At 35.5% G+C, this 20903-nt stretch carries 16 protein-coding genes; 12 read left to right on the forward strand and 4 right to left on the reverse strand.

Translation table 11 applies throughout. The features are described 5' to 3' along the window. The first annotated feature begins 350 nt into the window (after positions 1-350). From ACWATA_RS25665 to ACWATA_RS25675, 3 genes are all read left to right on the forward strand, one after another. Positions 351-1430, forward strand: a complete 1080-nt coding sequence (locus ACWATA_RS25665; protein WP_473050333.1) for an Ldh family oxidoreductase — start codon at positions 351-353, stop codon at positions 1428-1430. A gap of 134 nt (positions 1431-1564) precedes the next feature. After that, a complete protein-coding gene (locus ACWATA_RS25670; RefSeq protein ID WP_473050334.1) occupies positions 1565-2386 on the forward strand; it encodes a sugar phosphate isomerase/epimerase family protein in 822 nt (273 codons plus the stop codon). A gap of 240 nt (positions 2387-2626) precedes the next feature. Continuing rightward, entirely contained in the window at positions 2627-3934 is a 1308-nt protein-coding gene (locus tag ACWATA_RS25675) for a CitMHS family transporter (protein WP_473050335.1), read from the forward strand. 150 nt (positions 3935-4084) lie between these two features. Here the strand turns inward: ACWATA_RS25675 and ACWATA_RS25680 are convergent, their stop codons facing one another. Next, positions 4085-5176 (reverse strand): isocitrate/isopropylmalate dehydrogenase family protein, encoded by a 1092-nt coding sequence (locus ACWATA_RS25680; protein WP_473050336.1) that lies wholly within the window; start codon positions 5174-5176, stop codon positions 4085-4087. Between the two features lie 627 nt (positions 5177-5803). Between ACWATA_RS25680 and istA the strand changes: the two genes are divergently transcribed. The 4 genes from istA to ACWATA_RS25700 all read left to right on the forward strand — a co-directional run bounded on the left by istA (position 5804) and on the right by ACWATA_RS25700 (position 10347). Further along, positions 5804-7066: an IS21 family transposase gene (gene istA / locus ACWATA_RS25685; protein WP_080967575.1), complete on the forward strand. Its 1263-nt coding sequence runs from the start codon at positions 5804-5806 to the stop codon at positions 7064-7066. Continuing rightward, the gene (gene istB / locus ACWATA_RS25690) at positions 7063-7827 is read left to right on the forward strand and encodes an IS21-like element helper ATPase IstB (protein WP_047932902.1); all 765 of its coding nucleotides are present in this window, start codon (positions 7063-7065) and stop codon (positions 7825-7827) included. The genes istA and istB overlap by 4 nt, the downstream gene beginning before the upstream one ends. A gap of 498 nt (positions 7828-8325) precedes the next feature. Beyond that, positions 8326-9666, forward strand: a complete 1341-nt coding sequence (locus ACWATA_RS25695) for an MFS transporter (RefSeq protein WP_473050337.1) — start codon at positions 8326-8328, stop codon at positions 9664-9666. Positions 9667-9723: 57 nt separating this feature from the next. Beyond that, on the forward strand, positions 9724-10347 hold the full coding sequence (locus ACWATA_RS25700) for an RraA family protein (RefSeq protein WP_473050338.1): 624 nt from the start codon (positions 9724-9726) through the stop codon (positions 10345-10347). 69 nt (positions 10348-10416) lie between these two features. Here the strand turns inward: ACWATA_RS25700 and ACWATA_RS25705 are convergent, their stop codons facing one another. Continuing rightward, positions 10417-11286: a LysR family transcriptional regulator gene (locus ACWATA_RS25705; protein ID WP_473050339.1), complete on the reverse strand. Its 870-nt coding sequence runs from the start codon at positions 11284-11286 to the stop codon at positions 10417-10419. Between the two features lie 344 nt (positions 11287-11630). On the opposite strand from ACWATA_RS25705, the gene acnA reads away from it, so the two are divergent. The 3 genes from acnA (at position 11631) to ACWATA_RS25720 (ending at position 17047) form a co-directional block, all read left to right on the forward strand. Further along, positions 11631-14345 (forward strand): aconitate hydratase AcnA, encoded by a 2715-nt coding sequence (gene acnA, locus ACWATA_RS25710; protein ID WP_473050361.1) that lies wholly within the window; start codon positions 11631-11633, stop codon positions 14343-14345. Positions 14346-14460: 115 nt separating this feature from the next. Beyond that, the gene (locus ACWATA_RS25715; protein WP_473050340.1) at positions 14461-15576 is read left to right on the forward strand and encodes a lactonase family protein; all 1116 of its coding nucleotides are present in this window, start codon (positions 14461-14463) and stop codon (positions 15574-15576) included. A gap of 160 nt (positions 15577-15736) precedes the next feature. Beyond that, a complete protein-coding gene (locus ACWATA_RS25720; protein WP_473050341.1) occupies positions 15737-17047 on the forward strand; it encodes a CitMHS family transporter in 1311 nt (436 codons plus the stop codon). Positions 17048-17298: 251 nt separating this feature from the next. Here the strand turns inward: ACWATA_RS25720 and ACWATA_RS25725 are convergent, their stop codons facing one another. After that, on the reverse strand, positions 17299-17817 hold the full coding sequence (locus ACWATA_RS25725) for a GrpB family protein (protein ID WP_473050342.1): 519 nt from the start codon (positions 17815-17817) through the stop codon (positions 17299-17301). Positions 17818-18022: 205 nt separating this feature from the next. Between ACWATA_RS25725 and ACWATA_RS25730 the strand changes: the two genes are divergently transcribed. Together ACWATA_RS25730 and ACWATA_RS25735 are read left to right on the forward strand one after the other, a co-directional pair. Next, complete coding sequence (locus ACWATA_RS25730) at positions 18023-18340, forward strand: DUF3888 domain-containing protein (protein ID WP_473050343.1); 318 nt, start codon at positions 18023-18025, stop codon at positions 18338-18340. Between the two features lie 164 nt (positions 18341-18504). Continuing rightward, positions 18505-18957 carry a YozF family protein gene (locus tag ACWATA_RS25735; protein ID WP_473050344.1) on the forward strand — a complete coding sequence of 151 codons (453 nt, stop codon included), beginning with the start codon at positions 18505-18507 and terminating at the stop codon, positions 18955-18957. Positions 18958-19261: 304 nt separating this feature from the next. On the opposite strand, the gene ACWATA_RS25740 is transcribed toward ACWATA_RS25735, so the two are convergent. Then, the gene (locus ACWATA_RS25740; protein ID WP_473050345.1) at positions 19262-20725 is read right to left on the reverse strand and encodes a pyridoxal phosphate-dependent decarboxylase family protein; all 1464 of its coding nucleotides are present in this window, start codon (positions 20723-20725) and stop codon (positions 19262-19264) included. Between the last annotated feature and the right edge of the window lie 178 nt (positions 20726-20903).

Raw genomic sequence — 20903 nt, forward strand, 5'->3', positions numbered from 1 at the left:
TTCTTGAGGGGCTTAAAGGAACGTACATTAATTTATATTAAACAGGTATTGAAATAATGAAAGGCCATGCTTTTTATGAAGAAGCATGGCCTTTCATTATTTTTAAAATGAGGATCTTAAATAGGGGACTAAAGTTTAGTTATTTGTTTTTTGTATGGACAGCTATGTTTTATTTGTATTTTATTTATATCTAGAACTGGTTTACGATTTATTTAGATAGCTTAAGCAAGTAGTTAAATTGATAGATAACATAAGGAGGCAAATACACTCCAATGAAAGCCCTATCATTTTAAAGGTTTTATGTCTAGAGAAAATAAGTTGCTAACGAACATGACTGGAGGAAATGTATTATGAATGCAAACTTGGCTAAAGCGACTATTAATTATAAGGACTTAATTGATGTTGCAACAAAACTATTTGAAGGGGAAGGATTAAGCAATGCTGATGCAAAGATAATCGCTGAAGATCTTGTAGCAGCAAATTTACGTGGGTTGGATTCTCACGGAATTTCACGTATTCCTATGTACCTAGAGCGTATTAGACGTAAAGTTGTAAATCCACAACCGAATATTACTATCAAAAATATTACATCTGCAGTCTCTTTAGTTAATGGAGACGATGGGATGGGATTCCTTGCTGCGCATAAGGCAATGGATGAAGCAGTTAGGCTAGCAAAACAGAGTGGAATTGGTCTTGTTGGTGTCCGCCGAAGTACACATTATGGAATGGCAGCTCTTTACGTAAAGCAAGCAATTGAAGCAGGTTATATCTCACTTGCTTATACCAACTCTTCACCTGCCATTCCACCTTGGGGAGGAAGAAGTACTTTTCTTGGAGCTAGTCCATTTGCAGCTGGTGTTCCAGGTGGAAAGGAAGTACCATACGTGCTAGATATGGCTATGACTGTAATTGCACGTGGTAAGATTCGTCTTGCTGCTACTCATGGGGAACCTATCCCACCTGGATTAGCACTTGATTCAGAAGGAGCACCAACGACGGATGCAAAGAAAGCATTTGAAGGTGTTTGTCTACCATTTGGTGGAGCTAAGGGTTCTGCTCTTGCCATGTTAATGGATTTACTTGCGGGAGTTCTTACAGGTGCAAATTATGCAGGAGAGGTAAAGAGCCTTTACTTTGATCATTCTGAACCACAAAATGTTGGCCATCTTTTCGTAGCAATCCGCCCAGATCTTTTTGTGCCACAAGAAGAATTTGAAGATAGAATGGATAATTTCGTTAATAAAACTAAAGAGGTACCATTAGCACAAGGATTTGATGAAATCTTAATTCCAGGCGAACCAGAGGAACGCACGGCTATCCAACGCTTGAAGAATGGTATCCCATTGACTTCCGAAGTAATTCAAAGTCTTTGTGAAGAGGGAACTCGACAAGGAATCGACCTCTCTTCCATTTTCGATAATGCTGAATAACAAAGTACCTTATTTAGTGCCGGCCTTATCACAAGGTCGGCAACCAATATATTAAATTAATACTTAGATAAAATATTTCTGAATATTTAGTTATCCTATATTTAAAGTTATTTGTTAAGGAGATGCTAGAGAAAATGAAGTTGGCTTATCCGTTTTTAACCGAGGAAACCGAAAAAAAATTACTTGGCTTTAAAGGTAATATGGAAGAAGTTTTTCCGACCCTTAAGGATCTAGGATACATAGGTATAGAACCACTAATTCGTAATCCTAGAAAAATTAATACCTCATTATTTACTAAATTGGTTGATAAGTACAATTTAGAGATTGCTGCTATAGGAACAGGACCAATTGTGAGTGATGATCAACTTACTTTTACCTCGAACTCTGTAAATAAAAGAAAAGCAGCAGTAGATAGAGCAAAAGAAGTTGTAGAATTCGCCTCTTTATTTGACTGTCCAATTAATATTGGGAAATTAAGAGGTGATATTCATAAGGACCAACCAGAACAATCCTGGCTTTGGCTGCGTGAAGGTATTGAACAAGTATGTGAACATGCTGACAAATATAAAATTAAAGTGGCACTCGAACCCCAGAACAGAAAGGTCATAAATAATTTAAATACTACTCAAGAAACACTGACATTTATTCAAAAAACAAATATGTCAAACCTTAAGCTTATGCTCGATATATACCATATGTATATCGAAGATCAGTCTATTGAAGAAAGCCTCATAGCTGCTAAAGATTACTTTATCTATATTCACATAGCTGATCATAACCGAAAAGCTCCTGGAAAAGGTAATCTGGGCTTCAATAAGATATTTCAGACCTTAAAAGAGTTGAATTATGAAGGATTTATAACACCCGAAATTCTTCAAGAATTAAGTAGTTATGAAGAGGCAAAATCTGCATTCAATTACTTATCAACACTTAATCTTGAAGAAAATATCATTTAAAAATCAATACTCTGAAACACGTTAGATGTAAATGTTTTAATTGAGCATACTCATTAAGCATACGAATAGATGCAGGGCAGGCTAATTATGGCCCAATTTTAAATAAAAAATCATCGATGAGGAGAGCTTCTGTTGAAAAGGGAGTATCAATACTTTATTTGACATTGATGCTTCTTTTCTAATGCAAATATATAACATTGGAAATAATTGAAAGCGCATACAAATATAAGGGGGATTAAAATGTTAGCAGTGCTAGGCTATGTAATGATTGTTGTATTTATGTTTTTAATTATGACAAAGCGCCTTTCGGCCCTAATTGCTCTAATGGTTGTACCAGCTGTGTTTGCTATAATTGGAGGATTCACAAAGGATTTAGGGGAAATGGCTTTAACAGGAATTGAGCAACTTGCCCCTACCGGAGTAATGTTAATGTTTGCTATTTTGTATTTTGGTATTATGATTGATGCGGGTTTATTTGATCCTGTAGTTGGTAAAATACTAAAAATTGTAAAAGGAGATCCTTTAAAGATTACCATTGGTACTGCTGTATTAGTTTTAATTATATCCCTAGATGGGGATGGAACAACTACGTACATGATCGCAATTTCAGCCATGCTGCCTCTCTACAAAAGGCTTGGAATGAATCCTTTGATTTTAGCAAGTATAGCTGTATTAGGTAATGCTGTAATGAATATTACACCATGGGCAGGTGCAATGGCGAGGGTAGTAAGTGCTTTACATTTAGAAATGTCAGACGTATTTGTTCCACTAATCCCAGCAATGATAGGTGGTGCTGTATGGGTTATATTTACAGCTTATATTTTTGGCGCCAGAGAACGTAAACGATTGGGGATTATCAATTTAACGGATTTGCATGCAGAAGGGACAGCATATGCGGAACAAGCAGCCACTGTAGAACAAATGGAACATAAACGACCAAAACTATTGTGGGTGAATTTTAGTTTAACAGTTCTTCTAATGGTAGGGCTAATTATGGGCGTAATGCCTTTACAAGTTCTATTTATGATTGGGTTTGCACTTGCTATCTTGATCAACTATCCAAATATGGAATTACAAAAAGAACGTATTACAGCTCATGCAGGAAATGTTTTAGCAGTAGTGTCATTAGTTTTTGCGGCCGGTATTTTTACGGGTATTTTATCAGGAACGAAGATGGTAGATGCAATGGCTAAAAGTTTAGTATCTTTAATACCAGATGCCCTAGGGCCACATTTCCCTATTATTACAGCTATCATTAGCTTACCCTTTACTTTCTTTATGTCTAATGATGCATATTATTTTGGAATTCTACCAATAATTGCAGAAGCAGCTAGTAATTATGGAGTGGATTCTGGGGAGATTGCTCGAGCTGCTCTTATGGGACCTGGTGTTCATCTATTAAGTCCACTTGTTGCCTCAACCTACCTATTAGTAGGGATGGCTAAAGTCGATTTCGGGGAATTTCAAAAATTCACTTTACCATGGGCTATTGGAACATCAGTTATAATGATTCTTGTATCTATTACAGTGGGAGCTTTTTCTTTATAAAAGGAAAGCTAATTAAATAAATAGCCTTTGCTTAAGGGGGCAAGGCTATTTATTATTATATTAATCATAAAAATTCTTTGTTCGAAAAAACTGATGAGAGAAATTGTTTGCTAATAAACTGCTTTAATGATTTTGTATCTACCAACATTATTATCTTGTCTTTATACTGACGCTAGCTTTTTCTATATTGTTAATAATAGCTCTTGTAAATTCGGAAGTTGTCGCATTACCCCCTAAATCTCTAGTACATATCTTATCCTCTAAAACAGAAAAGACAGCTGTTTCCACAAGCTTTCCTAATTCATAAAGTTTCTCATCCTTGTGATACTGGGAGAGCCATTCCATTAACATAACTGTAGATAAAATCATACCAATTGGATTTGCCTTATTTTTTCCTGCAATATCAGGAGCTGATCCATGTGCAGCCTGAGCCATTGCTTGACGATCATTTGTATTAATAGAAGGAGATAAACCTAAGCTTCCCACTAATTCACCAGCTAAATCTGAAAGAATGTCACCAAACATATTTTCTGTAACAATTACATCAAAGTCCTTTGCACGTCGAACGAGATGAGCTGCCATCGCATCAATATGGTAATCATCTACGGTAACATTTGGATATTGCAGTGCTACTTCACGACATGTGTCTAAGAAGAGGCCCATTCCTAAAGTAATGACATTTGCTTTATGTACAATTGTTACTTTTTTCTTCCTTTTCATCGCCATTTTAAATGCCGCATGTGCAATTCTCATTGCTGCTTTTTTAGTAAAAACTCCTGTAGAAAGGACAACTTCAGGTGTTACCTTCCATTCACCAGTTCCCACATACATATTTCGATCCGCATAGAATCCTTCAGTATTTTCTCGATAAATAACTAGGTCAACTTCGCCTACTAAGCTTTTAATACCGGGCATAGTTTTAGAAGGACGAATGTTAGCATAAAGATCTAAAGTATGACGAAGCTCCCCACTAGGGTTTCGTTTACTTTTGTATTTTTCGGGGTAGGCTGCTGAATCATGAGGCCCCAAAATCCATCCATCGCAAGAAGCTAATGCTTTCTTTGTGATATCAGGTAAAGGATCATTATATTTTTTTATCCCATCCCATCCCATAGGCAACTCAATCCACTCGACACCCATCTCAAACTTCCTTACTGCTGTTTTAAAAATTTCTATTGTAGCACCTACAATTTCAGGACCAATCCCATCACCATTTAGGACGCCAATCTGATACGTAGTCATCTCTCCTCATCCTTTCTATTGTTCTATAAAAATTTTATTGCTTACTTTATATCCTAAGGTTATAACGTTTTTAGAAATTGATAAAATATTAAAATTCTATGTAATTCAATAAATTTTTTTTATATTAAATTCTAATCTGCAACTTTCTAGAATGAATTAAATTAACATCTATATAAGGCAATTTAATGTAGCACTCTTATTTAAAAGGAGAAAGTGAAAATTATTTAGGTTTAAATAAGAGTATGAGTAAAAGGCACTGATTAAGAGACAGTGTCTTTTATTTATGTAAGGAGACTTTGGTTTAAAGTGTAACGTTGTTAAGTCGTTGAAATTTGCATCGGGTGATCAGTACCGATAAAACAAAAGTTAATTTTATCAAAGATCGTTTCCCTGCATATTGAATACACATATTTGATGTTTTTCTCCCTGAAAATAGTGGATTTTTCATTTAGGGAGAAAATTATGTCTCTAGGAGGATTACTTAACCAGGATTGTTCTTTCTTTTATTCCAGCTATTTAATATTGTGTAATCAGCGACTGTAAAATACTCAATAACAGCGATTCCAAATTCCCCAATAATAACAGATAATCGTTTCAAGACAACATCATGGATGGAGTGGAGAAACGGTGCTGAAGATTGGGGAGTTTTTTATGATTAGAGAATTGTTTCAAAAAGGTTGGACGAAAACAGCTATTGCAGAAGCAACGGGTTTCGATCGCAAAACAGTCAGTAAATACCTAAAAGATAACCAGTTACCTAAGCGTAAAGGAAGTAAACAGAAAAAAGAAAGCAAATTAACCCCTTACAAACCGTACATACTTGGACGGCTTAAAGAGGGTACCACTAATTGCGTAGTCTTATTAGAAGAAATACAAGCAATGGGTTATGAAGGTCAGCTCACAATCTTAAGAGATTTTGTTCGTCCTCTTCGCCAACAACCAAAGAAACAGGCAACCTTACGGTTTGAAACGCCACCTGGAAAGCAAGCTCAAATGGACTGGGCGTATGTCGGGAAGTACTTAGTAAATGATGTGCTGCAAGATGTATATGGATTTATCATGATTTTGGGTTATTCCCGGATGAAATATGTAGAATTCACAACGAATATGAACCTAGAAACTTTAATGAAATGCCATATGAATGCTTTCTCTTATTTTAATGGGATACCAGACCAAATCCTTTACGATAACATGAAAACAGTGGTGATCAAGCACAGCCCAGTGGAAGTTCGTTTTAATCGGAAATTCGAAGATTTCTTGGCTTACTATGGAATTGTGCCAAAGGCCTGCCGTCCAAGGAGGCCTCAAACAAAAGGGAAAGTAGAAAGAACGGTAAAGTATTTAAAAGATAACTTTTTTCAAAGAAAACATGAACCAACACTGAATGCGTTAAACGAGGATATAAAAGAATGGTTAAATCAGGTGGCTAATAAAAAGGAAAATCAGACAACAAATGAAGCACCCTTTAAGAGGTTTGAGCAGGAACAGAAGTTCCTGAAGGCCTGGGGGGAAAAACCTTTATTTCCTACTTCCCATTGGGAGCATAGAGAGGTTAGTCGAGATTGTTTTATATCATACGGGGGAAAACAATACTCCGTTCCTTATCGTTATGTTGGACAGACCGTTAAAGTAAAGGAAACATTAAATCATCATATAGAAATATACGATGAACATGAATGTATAGCAAAACATCCTATTCTTACTGGAAACGCAACGACACATATCCGGATGGAACATTATCAAGGTTTACAGAAGACAGAGATGGGTCAGAAAGAGAAACACATTGAAGGTTTGGCGACCGATGTTTCTCAATCACAAGACCCATCCCCTAAAGTAGAGAAACGTCCTCTCGCTGCTTACGCAGCATTAGAAGAAGGTGAACATGTATGATGAATGAGCTCTTAATTGACCGGCTAAGGAAGCTTGGTTGGCACCATACAGCTAACCAACTAGATAGTGTATTAGAAGACGTATCTAAAGATAATGTATCATATTCTGAATTTCTTCACACCATCGTTTTACAGGAAATAGAGAAGCAAGAGTCGGGACAATTGGAAAAACGAATGAAACAGGCAAAACTCCCTTATAACAAAACGATTCACGACTTTGATTTTACATTTCAACCAAGTCTTAGTGAGAAACAAGTAAAAGAGACACTTACGTGCCGATTTATCTCGAATGGAGAAAATCGAATTTTACTTGGTCCACCTGGTGTAGGGAAAACGCATTTAGCTATTTCTTTCGCGGTAGAGGCCATTACCAAAGGATATACAGCTCTCTTCTTAACCTCAGATGACTTAGTAGAACAATGCCGAAAGGCAAATGAGAAAGGTACCCTCCATCGGCTTGTCAATCGATGGAGCCGGCCAGATATTTTAATTATAGATGAAGTAGGATATTTTCCATTTGACGAACTCACAGCAAATGTTTTCTTTCAAGTTGTATCTAAACGGTATGAGAAAGGAGCAATGGTTTTAACATCAAATAAATCCTATCTTGATTGGGGAAACGTCTTTGGAGATGAAGTGTTGGCAACAGCTGTATTAGATCGGCTTCTTCATCATGCGATTACATTTAATATAAAGGGAGATTCATATCGTCTACGCGAAAAGAAAAAGGCAGGAATTTATCCTGCCAAGTTGACTACTTAACCGTTTATAACGGGGAATTTGTTTTCGCTGATATTGGGTAAATTTAAAACGTTGTTGACAATTGTGTAGGATTTAATGTGATTATTAATAAAATATATTGGATAACTTTATTGAGTTTCGGATCAATAAACACAAAGCCTTACTTTAGGTGAAAAGTAAGTTAAAAAAGATGATCTTATTAGTAATTCCATTATAATCCAAAAATATAAAGAAGTATTAAAATAAGGTTAGAAAAGAATTAAAAGTAAACTAATTTATAAAAAGTATTCATTCTCCCGTATAATACAGAGCAAGGATTAAAACTTATATTCAAAATAGGAATAGATAGCCATGAAATATAGCTATTTTTCTAACTATTGTATTTGTATTACCCTTTAATTAACGAATAATTTTTTTAAAAAAGGAAGGAGAAGAAATCTCTATATAAAAGATTTAAAAATTCTACACTAACATCTAATTGAAAGCGTTTGCTGTTGGTTAAGGTGGGGAGGGAACTTATTGAATAATAATTCTTTAGAAAAAAGAACTATCCGAAAAGTTACTATGCGAATTATTCCATTTACTTTTTTATTGTACATTATTTCTTATTTAGACAGAGCAAACATTGGTTATGCATCTTTAGAAATGAATAAAGATCTAGCACTTACTAGCCAAGCATTTGGATTCGTATCGGGTATCTTTTTTATAGGGTATTTTCTTTTTGAAGTACCCAGCAATGTGATGATGAAACGTTATGGGGCGAGAGTTTGGATTGCACGAATTCTCGTTACATGGGGGATCATTTCTACCCTGACTGGATTCGTACAAAGTGCAACACATTTATATATTTTAAGGTTTTTACTTGGTGTGGCAGAGGCAGGGTTTTTTCCGGGGATTATTTTATATCTAACGTTTTGGTTCCGTTCTAAAGAGCAGGCAACAACGATTGCATTATTTACTTCAGCAATACCTGTTTCTTATATTATTGGCGCTCCATTGAGCACATGGATTATGGATAATATCACCTGGATAGGATTACAGGGATGGAGATGGATGCTCATTCTAGAAGGTATACCTGCTTTTATCCTCGGTATTGTGACTTTTTTTTACTTAACAGAAAGCCCAGAAAAAGCAAAGTGGCTTTCTATTGAAGAGAAAGAATGGCTAATAAGGGAATTGAAAAAGGATAAGGAATCAAAGAAAGATGTACAACATCTTAGTACATTAAAGGCAATGGCAAATCCTAAGGTATTATTCCTTTCTTTTATTTATTTTGTTTATCAAACAGGAAGCCTAGGCGTTGGATATTGGATGCCACAAATTATTAAAAATTTCTCAGGGATATTGACCAATACACAAATTGGCTTAATTGCAATGATTCCGTACATAGGGGCTACAATTGGAATGGTTATATGGTCTAGACGTTCCGATCGTAAAGGGGAAAGGCGCCTTCACTCTGCTATCCCTCTCCTTATTGCGTCTATAGGATTGATTAGTGCAGGTATAACTCATAATCCATATCTAGCTATAATTTCGATAACTGTTTCATTAACGGGAATGTATAGTTTTAAAGCTCCATTTTGGGCTTTACCCTCTTTATTTCTCACTCAATCAACAGCTGCTGTAGCCATCGCAGCAATCAATTCAATCGGGAATCTGGGGGGATTTGTAGGTCCTTACGCTATAGGCGCACTGAAAAATATGACGGGGAGTACAAAAGCAGGGTTAATTTTTCTAAGTGTATTGCTTTTAATAACCTTTTTTATGGTGTTATTTATGAGGATTGAAAAAAGAGGAAAACAAATAAATGAAGTTCAAGATCATGACTTTAAATCAGAGTTAGAGACGATTAATAAATAGGCTATTAGACTATTGCTTTTATACCAACTAAAATAACGAATTGAAGGGGAAAATACAATGAATACTATTACTAATCAATTTGAAGAAATTCCTACTACCTGTATATCAGATACAATGGAAGGACTTAATAACTTAGATCCAACTATTAAGCCATTAAAAGAGTCTTATAAAGTTGCAGGTAGAGCTTTTACAGTAAAAATGCCTGTTGGAGATAATTTAGTGGTCTTAAAAGCGATTCGTGAAGCAAAGCCAGGAGATGTATTAGTCATTGATGCAAAAGGAGATACCTATCGTGCCATTGCAGGCGATTTCATTGTTGGGATGGCTCAAACTTTAGGGATTAAAGGAATTGTAGTTGATGGCGTTATTAGAGATATAGAAGGAACTAAACAATTGAACTACCCCGTTTTTTGTAAAGGGACAACAATAGCTGCAAGTTCAAAAGCAGGTATGGGTGAAATTAATATTCCTATTTCCTGTGGAGGGCAAACTATTCACCCTGGAGATATTATTGTGGGAGATGCAGATGGGGTAGTAGTAATTCCCCAGTACTTCGAAGAAGAAGCAATGGAACGGTCATTAGACAAATTAAACAAAGACATAAAACGTGCGGAGAAGGTATCTGGTCAACGCGAAGAAGTAATAAAGTACTTGGATAATTTTCTTTTGAATAATAGATAGGTAAGATAAGGACAGGGGATTTCTCCTGTCCTTTTATAATTAGTATGAATTAAAATTCTCAATAGTGATTTATAGCTCGTATATGTCTAATCCTTCTACTAAATTAACGAATGCCTGTACAATATTTAATTTTAATGATTCCTCGTGATAAATCATCGATGTCTTTTGAGTAATTAGTTTTTCATTTTTGTCTGTTAAGTAGATTTTGTGAATATCTTTTATATTTTCTAAAAAAAGAGATGGCATAATAGCATAACCTAATCCATTCATCACCATTTCTTTACAAGTATCTCCTTGGTCAACCACCATAGCAATAGTTGGAGGATCAGAATAATGTTCCGTCCACCAATTCTCAATCAGCTGCTTATAAAGAGAATCAGTTCGATAATCAATTCTAGGCAAGCTGGGAAGTTCTTCAAGATTAATTTTGTTTCTAGATGCAATACATAGTTTCTCTTCGAATAGCAAGTGCCTTTGACCAGGCCAGTTATAATTGCCTCGAATAAAACTAATATGTACGTCTTGATTATAGGCCAGGTTAAAAATATCTTTGCTGTAACCAGTTTTAACTTCAAAGCTGGCCTGAGGATATTGATCTTTAAAAGATTTTAATAACGCGGGGAGCTTATATTTACTAATGAAGTTTGAAACTCCTAACCTTAAAGTACCAGCTACCTGATAATCAAAATTCTTTATATCTTCTTTTATTTCTTGAAAAACTTTTAATACTTCTTCAGCACGTCTTGCTAGATACTCTCCTTCTGGAGTAAATTGGACTCCTTTTATTGTACGATTAACAATTTGTACTTCAAATTCGTTTTCAATTTGTTTCAGACGTTTTGTTAAAGTAGGTTGAGCTATAAATAAGCTTTGACCTGCTTTTGTGATGCTTTTTTCCTTATGCAAAGTACTTAAAATAAGCCAATCACGTTCATCCATTTTTTAAACCCCTTGTATAACAATATTTAAATTTCATTGATTACAGTTAACTTTGAACCAACGAATTGTTTTACTTACATTTTATGATACAACATAATCTTTTAAAAAATAAGCTCAAGGTGAGTCATGAAAATCTTGCATGTCTCTCCATGAAATAAAGCTATTTTTTGTATGCCCGATTTTCTAATAAAATAGATTTAACTGAAACGAACAGCAAATTAACTCATAAATATCTACTTGGTATAAAAAGTTAGAAATCCATTCTTACTAGGAAATGTTTTATGAATAACCAGTATGATGTGAAAACGATGACACAAGTTTAAGGGGACGAAAATATGAATTATATGATAAACAGAGAAAAAGGTTCTTTAAATACGCTTTCATCTTTTTATGTAAATGGAAAGGAGTACAAATATTTTCGAATTAAACACTTGGAGGACAAAGGAAATGATAACATTTCAAGGCTTCCTTATTCTATTAAAGTACTCCTAGAGTCTGCCATTCGTAATTTCGATGGGGATTCGATTACCAGAGAACACATTAATAAGTTTACATCATGGATTGATGAGCGTAACCCAAACCAAGAGGTTCCATTTAAACCTGCACGTATTCTTCTTCACGATACTACAGGACTCCCCGCAATTGTTGATTTAGCAGCGATGCGAGAATCCGTACATCGTATTGGAGGAGAGGTCTCTAAAATAAACCCACTTATTCCTGTAGATTTAGTGGTAGACCATTCTGTCACAGTAGATTATTTTGGTAGACCTGATGCTCTAGAGTTAAATGAAAGAATAAACTTTGAGCGTAACATCGAGCGTTTTAAGTTTTTAAGATGGGCTCAGAATACCTTTCATAATCTTCGTGTAGTCCCACCGGCAACTGGTATCATGCATCAAATCAATATGGAATATTTATCATCCGTGGCAGCTAAAAAAGATGTAGACGGTTCTACAATTGTCTATCCTGATTCCCTTGTAGGTACCGATTCTCATACTACAATGATTAATGGGCTTGGCGTTGTTGCATGGGGTGTGGGTGGGATCGAAGCAGAAGCAGCCATGTTAGGGAAACCTCTATATTTTGTAATCCCTGAGGTAGTAGGGTTTAAATTAACAGGCTCTCTTCCAGAAGGGACAACAGCTACTGATTTAGCACTAACTGTAACAAATCTCCTGCGAAAAAAAGGAGTAGTGGGCAAGTTTGTAGAGTTTTTCGGATCTGGAGTCGGAAATATGACTGTAGCTGATCGTGCAACAATTGCGAATATGGCACCTGAATACGGAGCCACAATGGGATTGTTTCCTGTAGATCAGCAGACATTAAATTATTTGAGATTGATAGGGCGTAGTGAAGAACAAATCGCTCTTGTAGAAACTTATTATAAAGAGCAAGGGATGTTTATGGATAGCAGTAGCCCTGATGCTATTTACTCAGAGGTTATTGAATTGGATCTCTCCACAGTCGTTTCCTCTCTAGCTGGCCCAAAGCGTCCACAGGACCGTATTGATTTGAAATCCATGAAGGAGAGTTATAACCAAATCGTTCGGACACCAGAGGGTCAAGGGGGATATGGCCTATCTGAAGAAAATTTACAGAAAAAGATTGTAATTACACATAAAAATGGTGAACAAACAGTTCTACGTAATGGATCAGTCGTTCTTGCAGCTATTACGAGTTGTACAAACACCTCTAACCCAAATATTTTAATTATGGCAGCACTTGTTGCTAAAAAAGCAGTAAAAAAAGGATTAAAAAAGCCTGCTTATGTAAAGAGCTCTTTTACACCTGGATCACGTGTAGTCACTGATTACTTAAGAGAGGCAGGATTAATGGGCTATTTAGAAGAACTGGGTTTTCACCTTGCAGGGTACGGATGTGCCACATGTATTGGAAATTCAGGACCACTTCCAGAAGAAGTAAGTACAGCTATTATAGAGAATGACTTGACCGTAGCTAGTGTTCTATCTGGAAACCGTAATTTTGAGGGACGTGTTCATACGCAAATAAAAGCTAACTATTTGGCTTCGCCTCCACTTGTAGTGGCCTATGCTTTAACAGGTACTATCGATATTGACTTTTCAAAGGAGCCAATTGGCTATGATAACAACCAACAGCCTATTTACTTAAAAGATATTTGGCCAACCTCCCAAGAAATACAAAGCTATTTAGATCATAACGTTCGTCCTGACTTATTTAATAATCGCTATAAAGAAGTCTACAATGCCAATGAACAATGGAATCAAATTGATGTAGGTACGGGGGAGCTGTACGAATGGGATGATTCTTCTACTTATGTTCAAGAGCCGCCGTTTCTTAAAGATCTTTCCCAAAAAACGAATGAAGTTCAAGATATTAAAAATGCGTTACCTCTCGCATTACTTGGTGACTCGATTACAACTGATCACCTTTCTCCTTCAGGAGCAATTAAACCTGATAGTCCCGCAGGCTTGTATTTACAGGAGAAAGGAGTGAAGATTAAAGACTTTAACTCTTATCCCTCACGACGTGGTAACCATGAGGTCATGATTCGCGGTGCATTAGCTAATGTTCGAGTACGTAATCAAATGGTTCCCAAATATGAAGGAGGCATGACAAAATATTTACCCACAGGTGAAGTAATGTCGATATACGAGGCTTCTTTAAAATACAAAAAGGACGATACTCCTCTTATTTTAATCGCAGGTAAAGAGTATGGCACGGGAAGTTCGCGTGATTGGGCAGCTAAGGGAACTTTTTTGCTTGGGGTTAAGGCTGTTATCGCCGAGAGTTTTGAACGAATTCATCGAAGTAATTTAGTAGGCATGGGTGTTCTTCCTTTACAATTTGAAAATGGTCAAAATGCTGCTTCTCTGGGCATTAAAGGCGACGAAGTTTTTGAAACGTTTGGATTAAACCAAAATATTACACCTCATCAAAAATTAACAGTTCGGGCTAAGCGAAAAGATGGCAGCACTTTTGACTTTAAAGTTATTCTACGTCTCGATAACGTTGTTGATGTGGAATATTATCAAAATGGTGGTATTATGCCAACCGTAGTTCGAGAACTAATAAATTAATAGAAACATTTACAATATGTTCATTTATATAAAATGAAAAGGAACATCAGAATTCTAAACCAATTCTTCTATTATTCTTCATGTAGAGTTGGTTTAGAAAGGAGGAGGAAGGTACATGTCCTTAAGTAGTTACCCCAAACAAGTTTCTACATTTGCCTATGTTGGATGTCGTACAACTAGAGAACGAAATGCTCGTGGTAAAGGTATTAATGTATTTCGTGTAGACAATGAATCAGGAAATTGGGAACATATACAGCTCTTAGAAAACATCATCAATCCCTCTTTTCTAACTTTCAATCACAATAGAACTTTTATGTATTGTGTTCATGGAGACTCCAGTGAAGTTAGTTCGTTTCGAGTAAATAAGGATACAGGTAGATTAGAATTTATCAATCAACAATCTACGGGAGGAAAAAATCCGGTCCACTTAGTTGTAGACCCCACTGATCAATTTCTTATTGTAGCAAATTATATTTCCGGTACCTTGTCTGTCCTTCCTATCAACCCAGACGGATCATTAGAACCTTTTAGTGACTTAATTCGATCATCTGGCACGTTAGACCATAAGATAAATGAAGTTGATTTGTATGCAAAGCAAGGTGTTTCACATCCACATCATATTCCGTTTAATAAAAATGGACGTTTCTTAGTTGTTCCCGATTTAGGTCTTAATAAAATTTATATGTTTACTCTTGATACGACTACAGGTAGGTTAATAGCAAATCAACCACCTTTTGGGATAGCTCCTAAAGGTTCAGGTCCACGTCATATAGACTTTCATCCGACTTTGCCGTATGCCTATGGAGTTAATGAACTTGATCCGACTGTGTGTACATATCATTTTGATGATCAGGAAGGTAGGCTAGAGTTGATGCAAATACAACCTACTTTACCTCATAATATTGATAGTAATACCGGTGCAGGGATTGCTGTGGCACCTTCAGGGCGTTTTGTTTATGCATCAAACCGTGGTCATGACAGTATAGTAACTTTTCGAATTGAAGAGAGTACAGGGAAACTGACATTAGTAGATTGGGTATCCACTCAGGGCAAGACACCACGATTTTTTGCATTAGACTCTGCTGGTGAATTTTTGTATGTAGCAAATGAAGACAGCGATACAATTATTACTTTTAAGGTTAATAAAGAAACTGGAAAGCTTACTCCAACGGGACAGGTAATAAATACAGAGAGCCCAGTATGTATCGTTTTTTCGCCCCACCTAAGTTAATTGAATGAAATAGCTTAGATTCTTGAGGTATTTATAAACTAAAACGGGTAGTTTTGAAGGAGACATTCAGTAAATGCTCTATACAAAGCTACCCTCATACTAAGGTTGGCACTTTCTTTTGCAATTTATTGAAAGCGCATTCAATATGAGGAGGAGTATAATGCTAGCAATTTTAGGTTTTTCTATGGTATTCGTATTCATGTTTTTAATTATGACCAGGCGCATGTCCGCATTAATAGCCCTGATGTTAATACCTTCATTGTTTGCTATATTATCTGGCTTTGGTTCTGAAATTGGCGATATGATTTTAGAAGGGGTGAAGGAATTAGCCCCTACGGGGATTATGTTGTTATTTGCCATCTTGTATTTTGGAATTATGATTGATGCTGGATTATTCGATCCTGTTGTAAATAAGATTTTAAAAGTGGTAAAAGGAGATCCATTAAAGATCGTTATAGGAACTGCTATTCTAGTTATAATTGTCTCCTTAGATGGGGATGGAACAACAACATATATGATTACCATTTCAGCAATGTTACCTCTTTACACAAAACTCAAAATGAATCCACTTATATTAACTGGGATAACTATGTTAGGCGGTGGAGTCATGAATATTACACCTTGGGGAGGACCCACAGCAAGGGCAATGAGTGCTTTGAATCTTGATGCATCTCAAATTTTTGTTCCTCTTATCCCTGCTATGATAGGTGGCATAGCTTTTGTTATTTTTGTAGCGTACCTCCTTGGAAGAAAGGAACGTAAAAGGTTAGGTGTAATCGACTTTAAATATCTTTCTAAAGAACAAGAAGTTGCATTTGCCGAACAGGCAGCCACTGTAGAATCAGTAGGCTATAAGCGTCCTAGGTTGTTGTGGATTAACTTTCTTTTAACTATTACCCTTTTAGTTTTACTTATTATGGACGTAATGCCTCTGCCAGCTTTATTTATGATAGCATTTTCGATTGCTATTATGATAAATTATCCAAACCTTGAAGCACAAAAAGAACGTATTTCCTCCCATGCAAGTAATGTATTAGCTGTTGTTTCTTTAGTTTTTGCTGCAGGAATTTTTACAGGAATTTTATCTGGTACTAAAATGGTCGATGCGATGGCTAATAGTTTAGTTTCTTTAGTTCCAGATGCATTAGGACCTCATCTACCCGTTATTACTGCACTAACTAGTATGCCATTTACATTTTTTATGTCAAATGATGCTTATTATTTTGGAGTGCTTCCTATTATTGCTGAAGCAGCTACTAACTATGGAATTGATCCAGTGGAAATTGGTCGGGCTTCTTTAATTGGCCAGCCTGTGCACTTACTAAGTCCACTAGTACCTTCAACTTATTTGCTCGTAGGAATGGCTAAAGTTGATTTTGGCCAACACCAACGATTTACTTTAAAGTGGGCAATTGCAACAGCTATAGTGATGCTTATTATATCAATAATAGTGGGGGTAATTTCGCTGTAGAGGGCATCCTACGTAATATAAATAAACAAATTTACAACGTAGTTTTCTTAAAGTAAAAAAATCCTTCGCTGTAAGTAGCAAAGGATTTTTAAATGTAACCTGCTTTATTCCTTTCATATTTTGAAACAAAATCAAACTCCCTGTCCGTAAAAGTATACGTTTGTAGTTACCATAATCAATATTCTCGGCTCAGAATAAACAGAGCCTTAGAAATTCACAGATTCCTAAAGTTTTATTTATATTCATCACTATTACAATTTCTTTGCCCTTTTTAGTATGTCATCAACAAACTTCTTTTTTTCGTTCGTATATGAAATAACATCATTCGGATATTTATTTGCAAGTTCTTCTTTTAGTTTTATATACTCTATCTTTGCGTCAGGAGCTGATCGTAAATAATCTCTAAAGGAAATTTGATCTACCCATAGATTGTGGTTATATATCATTACATGTAAAAAATGAGTGATTTTCTTTTCTTTATACTTTGCAAAAACATGCTTGCCATCTAAACTTACAGGTACTTCTATATACCCAAGTTCCTTTACTTTTTCTTTTAATTTTATAATTACATCCAAAGAGCTAACTCCAATTGCAATATCAATAATTGGTTTAGCAAAAAGACCCTCAATAGATGTACTTCCCACATGTTCAATTTCAACAATGAGATTCTTTAATTGAGAAGATAATAATTCTCTCTCCTTATGAAATAACTTACTCCATTTATCATTAAAAGGGTCTAATTTTACTAAGCCACGTTCTACTCCTAACATTACAGTCTCTCCCTTCATTACTCCTATTTTCAACATCGACTCTGTATAGAGGATATTCATTTCTAGTTTACATAAACCCTTCTTTTAGGCGATTCGTATCTTCCTTGTCCTTATGGGGAAACTAGCTGAAACAAGTGCGAGGAGGATAACATATGAGACAATTCCAGTCGCCACGTCTTTTGCCATATGTTTAACAGGAGGAGGCATGGATATCGCCTATACAGAGGCTGCTCTGCAATCCTCTATTAAGGAGAAGCATACGGATTTCTATGATGCCTTTTTGATGTTATTAAATCCTTATGCAGAGAAAGCTATCCGAATGAAATACCCAGATCGTAGTTATAGTTTGTGGAATGCGGAGATTTTGAGTGTGAAGCGTATATCGGGTGGGTTTTCGAACTATGATTTCGTGGTGAAGGTGAAATACAATACGTTTACAGGTCCGCATAATCCACCTGAAGGCCCTGTGGTGATTACCTTTTCCGTAACAAATAATGTCAAGGTTCTTAATGTGAAAGGATAATGAGTAAACGAAAGCTCTAGAATCAATTTTAAGGATTTTTATTCTCTGGAAATGTTTCTCTTTGTATGTGATAAAAAAATAGAGGAATTTGAATATTTCTCCTAATATTTAGGTTAATCAAGGGGACGATAAGGTGAACTAAATTTAACTGGAGGCGTACAAATATGAAAAAGTATTTATTATTATTTTCATTAGCTATTATGTTTTTTGTTTTCAATAGCAATATAAAAGCTAATGCTTTAACTTTTAATCAACTTCCTAATACTCAAAAATCTGACCAGTGGACTGTCGAAATAGACAAAGTAAAATTTAACGATCCAAAAGCCATAAAATCTAAAAAAGGTGTTTATCAAACGTATAGCATGGCAATTAAAAATACTAAAAATGATGCATCTGATGTAAGAATTGAACTTTTTAGAGATGAAGAAAACTCTAATGTTAAATATGGAATTGTTAATTCAGAAAGAGAAACATTGAACAGAGATGACAAAGAACCTTTTTACTTTGCAAATTTCCCACTTTCTGAAAAGGCCAAAGAACTAGAAGTAGTGATTACTTGGAAAGAAAAAGGCAGCAATAGAAACTACCAAGAACGATTTACATTTAGTCAAAATTAACGAATAAACAAATTGAAGACCGTCTATAATCTTATAAATTTATGGACGGTCTTTTTTGTAGATTACTTCGTAAGCTACATATATGACGAACAGGGCTATGAAAGTAATTCCTATTTCTATAAACGATCCGCAGATTATCCCTTCAACGCATATTTGACCATTATAAAAAGATACGCCCATACTTAACACCCTATATATAACATTGTTAAATTATATGTTTGACTATTCTTTTTTAGTTAACATAAAACCATTTCTAGGTACCAATGATGATTAATTAATTTATCAGTAATTATAAAGAACATTTTTATTTTAAGAGTGGGTGTTCCTTGCAATGCTCACTATAAAAGTCATCAATCTTTTTAAACACTTGTTGAATGGTTGAAGACGAAATAAAGGGATTTAATAAAACTGCCCTCAACCAACGTTTTCCTCTATAAGCAGGTAAGGATAGAAACACCTGCTGATCTTTTAACAAATATTGTTGCAACTTAAGGTTTAATTTATCTTGGTGTTTTTGGTCATACTCGTTTAAAAGTAGTCTAAAACAACATATATTGGTATCTGATTCACCTGATACCTCCAAATAAGATCGTTTCTTTACTTCTCTTGTAAATTCTTCAATAAGTGTGAAACCTTGATTTATTAAATCCCCATATCCTTTTAAACCAATATGCTGAAGAGATAGATATAATTTCAGGATATCGGCATGTCGAGTACCTTGAACGCTTATTTCTCCCAAATTAGTAAAGTCCGTTTCATTCATGTAAGGTGCTGAAATACGAAAATCTGTTTCCAACAAATGATGATTTTTAAATAAAACCATTGCGCATGTTTTGGCGACATACATCCACTTTTGTGGATTGAATGTAATCGAATCTGCTTTTTCAATTCCAGAGAGAAGTTTCTTATGTTTTTTTGAAAAGACAAGTGCTCCACCATATGCTGCATCTACATGAAACCACATTCCATATTTCGTTGTTATTTCTGAAATAGGCAGTAAAGGATCAATGCTACCTGTAACAGTCGTTCCTGCCGTAGCAACAACTGCAAAAGGTTGCTTTCCTTCTTGAATGAGAGTAGTAATCTTTGTTTCTAAATCTTTCGTATCCATTTGGGAATTAGGGTTACTTTTTACAGGAATGACACTAGATATGCCTAGCCCTAGTAGCATTGCAGCCTTATGTAAAGAAGTATGACTTGCTTCTGAAACCAAAATGACAGGTTGCTTTGTTAAAGAAGTTAGTCCATTCTCTTTTACTTGGAGGATAGAATTCCGTGCAACTGCTAGAGCCTGAAGATTAGCAAGGCTGCCACCACTTGTTATAACTCCGCCAGCATTTCGTCCTAAACCAAACATCTGAGTAAGCTGTTTAAGTACTTGAACCTCCATTTCAGAAAAGACAGGAGACATTTCAAGACTCAGCATATTGTTATTAAGAGCAGTTGTTACAAACTCACTCAAACAAGAAATTAACGTAGGAATGGAGTCCATATGTCCCATATACCTTGGTGTTAAGGGATTCATAGAGTGCTTTAATATGGTCTCTAACTGTAAAAGAAGCTCTTCTGTGGGAATACCATCTGAAGAAAATTCACTAAAAAGCTTTGTCTTACATTCAGGTGAAAGAGGAGGATGATCTCCTGAATTGCTTGCATAATCAACTACCAAATTTATTACTGCATCAATAAGTATCTTGACCTCCTTAACATTTTTGCCGTTTGGATCAATAAAGGAATCAGTTGGAAGAACGCCTATTTTCATCATCATCACACTTCTTTCTTAGTAGTCTAATTATTCTAACAATAAGAGAAAGAAATGTGTATACCATATACATATCTAGTTACCATAATGTCTCTTCCGGTACACATCACAAAAAGAACCCCTTGAGACTGACCTGCGCCACAAGGAGTTTAAGATAGGATAGATCTCCTGTAAACGCTAGAAT

It is taken from the genome of Priestia sp. USM5 (genome assembly GCF_058323215.1).

Excerpts from the sequence above, each read along its gene's own strand:
- ACWATA_RS25665 (WP_473050333.1), top strand. The coding sequence starts at position 351 with ATGAATGCAAACTTGGCTAAAGCGACTATTAATTATAAGGACTTAATT.
- ACWATA_RS25670 (WP_473050334.1), top strand. The coding sequence starts at position 1,565 with ATGAAGTTGGCTTATCCGTTTTTAACCGAGGAAACCGAAAAAAAATTA.
- ACWATA_RS25675 (WP_473050335.1), top strand. The coding sequence starts at position 2,627 with ATGTTAGCAGTGCTAGGCTATGTAATGATTGTTGTATTTATGTTTTTA.
- ACWATA_RS25680 (WP_473050336.1), bottom strand. The coding sequence starts at position 5,176 with ATGACTACGTATCAGATTGGCGTCCTAAATGGTGATGGGATTGGTCCT.
- istB (WP_047932902.1), top strand. The coding sequence starts at position 7,063 with ATGATGAATGAGCTCTTAATTGACCGGCTAAGGAAGCTTGGTTGGCAC.
- ACWATA_RS25700 (WP_473050338.1), top strand. The coding sequence starts at position 9,724 with ATGAATACTATTACTAATCAATTTGAAGAAATTCCTACTACCTGTATA.
- ACWATA_RS25705 (WP_473050339.1), bottom strand. The coding sequence starts at position 11,286 with ATGGATGAACGTGATTGGCTTATTTTAAGTACTTTGCATAAGGAAAAA.
- acnA (WP_473050361.1), top strand. The coding sequence starts at position 11,631 with ATGATAAACAGAGAAAAAGGTTCTTTAAATACGCTTTCATCTTTTTAT.
- ACWATA_RS25715 (WP_473050340.1), top strand. The coding sequence starts at position 14,461 with ATGTCCTTAAGTAGTTACCCCAAACAAGTTTCTACATTTGCCTATGTT.
- ACWATA_RS25720 (WP_473050341.1), top strand. The coding sequence starts at position 15,737 with ATGCTAGCAATTTTAGGTTTTTCTATGGTATTCGTATTCATGTTTTTA.
- ACWATA_RS25725 (WP_473050342.1), bottom strand. The coding sequence starts at position 17,817 with ATGTTAGGAGTAGAACGTGGCTTAGTAAAATTAGACCCTTTTAATGAT.
- ACWATA_RS25730 (WP_473050343.1), top strand. The coding sequence starts at position 18,023 with ATGGATATCGCCTATACAGAGGCTGCTCTGCAATCCTCTATTAAGGAG.
- ACWATA_RS25735 (WP_473050344.1), top strand. The coding sequence starts at position 18,505 with ATGAAAAAGTATTTATTATTATTTTCATTAGCTATTATGTTTTTTGTT.
- ACWATA_RS25740 (WP_473050345.1), bottom strand. The coding sequence starts at position 20,725 with ATGATGATGAAAATAGGCGTTCTTCCAACTGATTCCTTTATTGATCCA.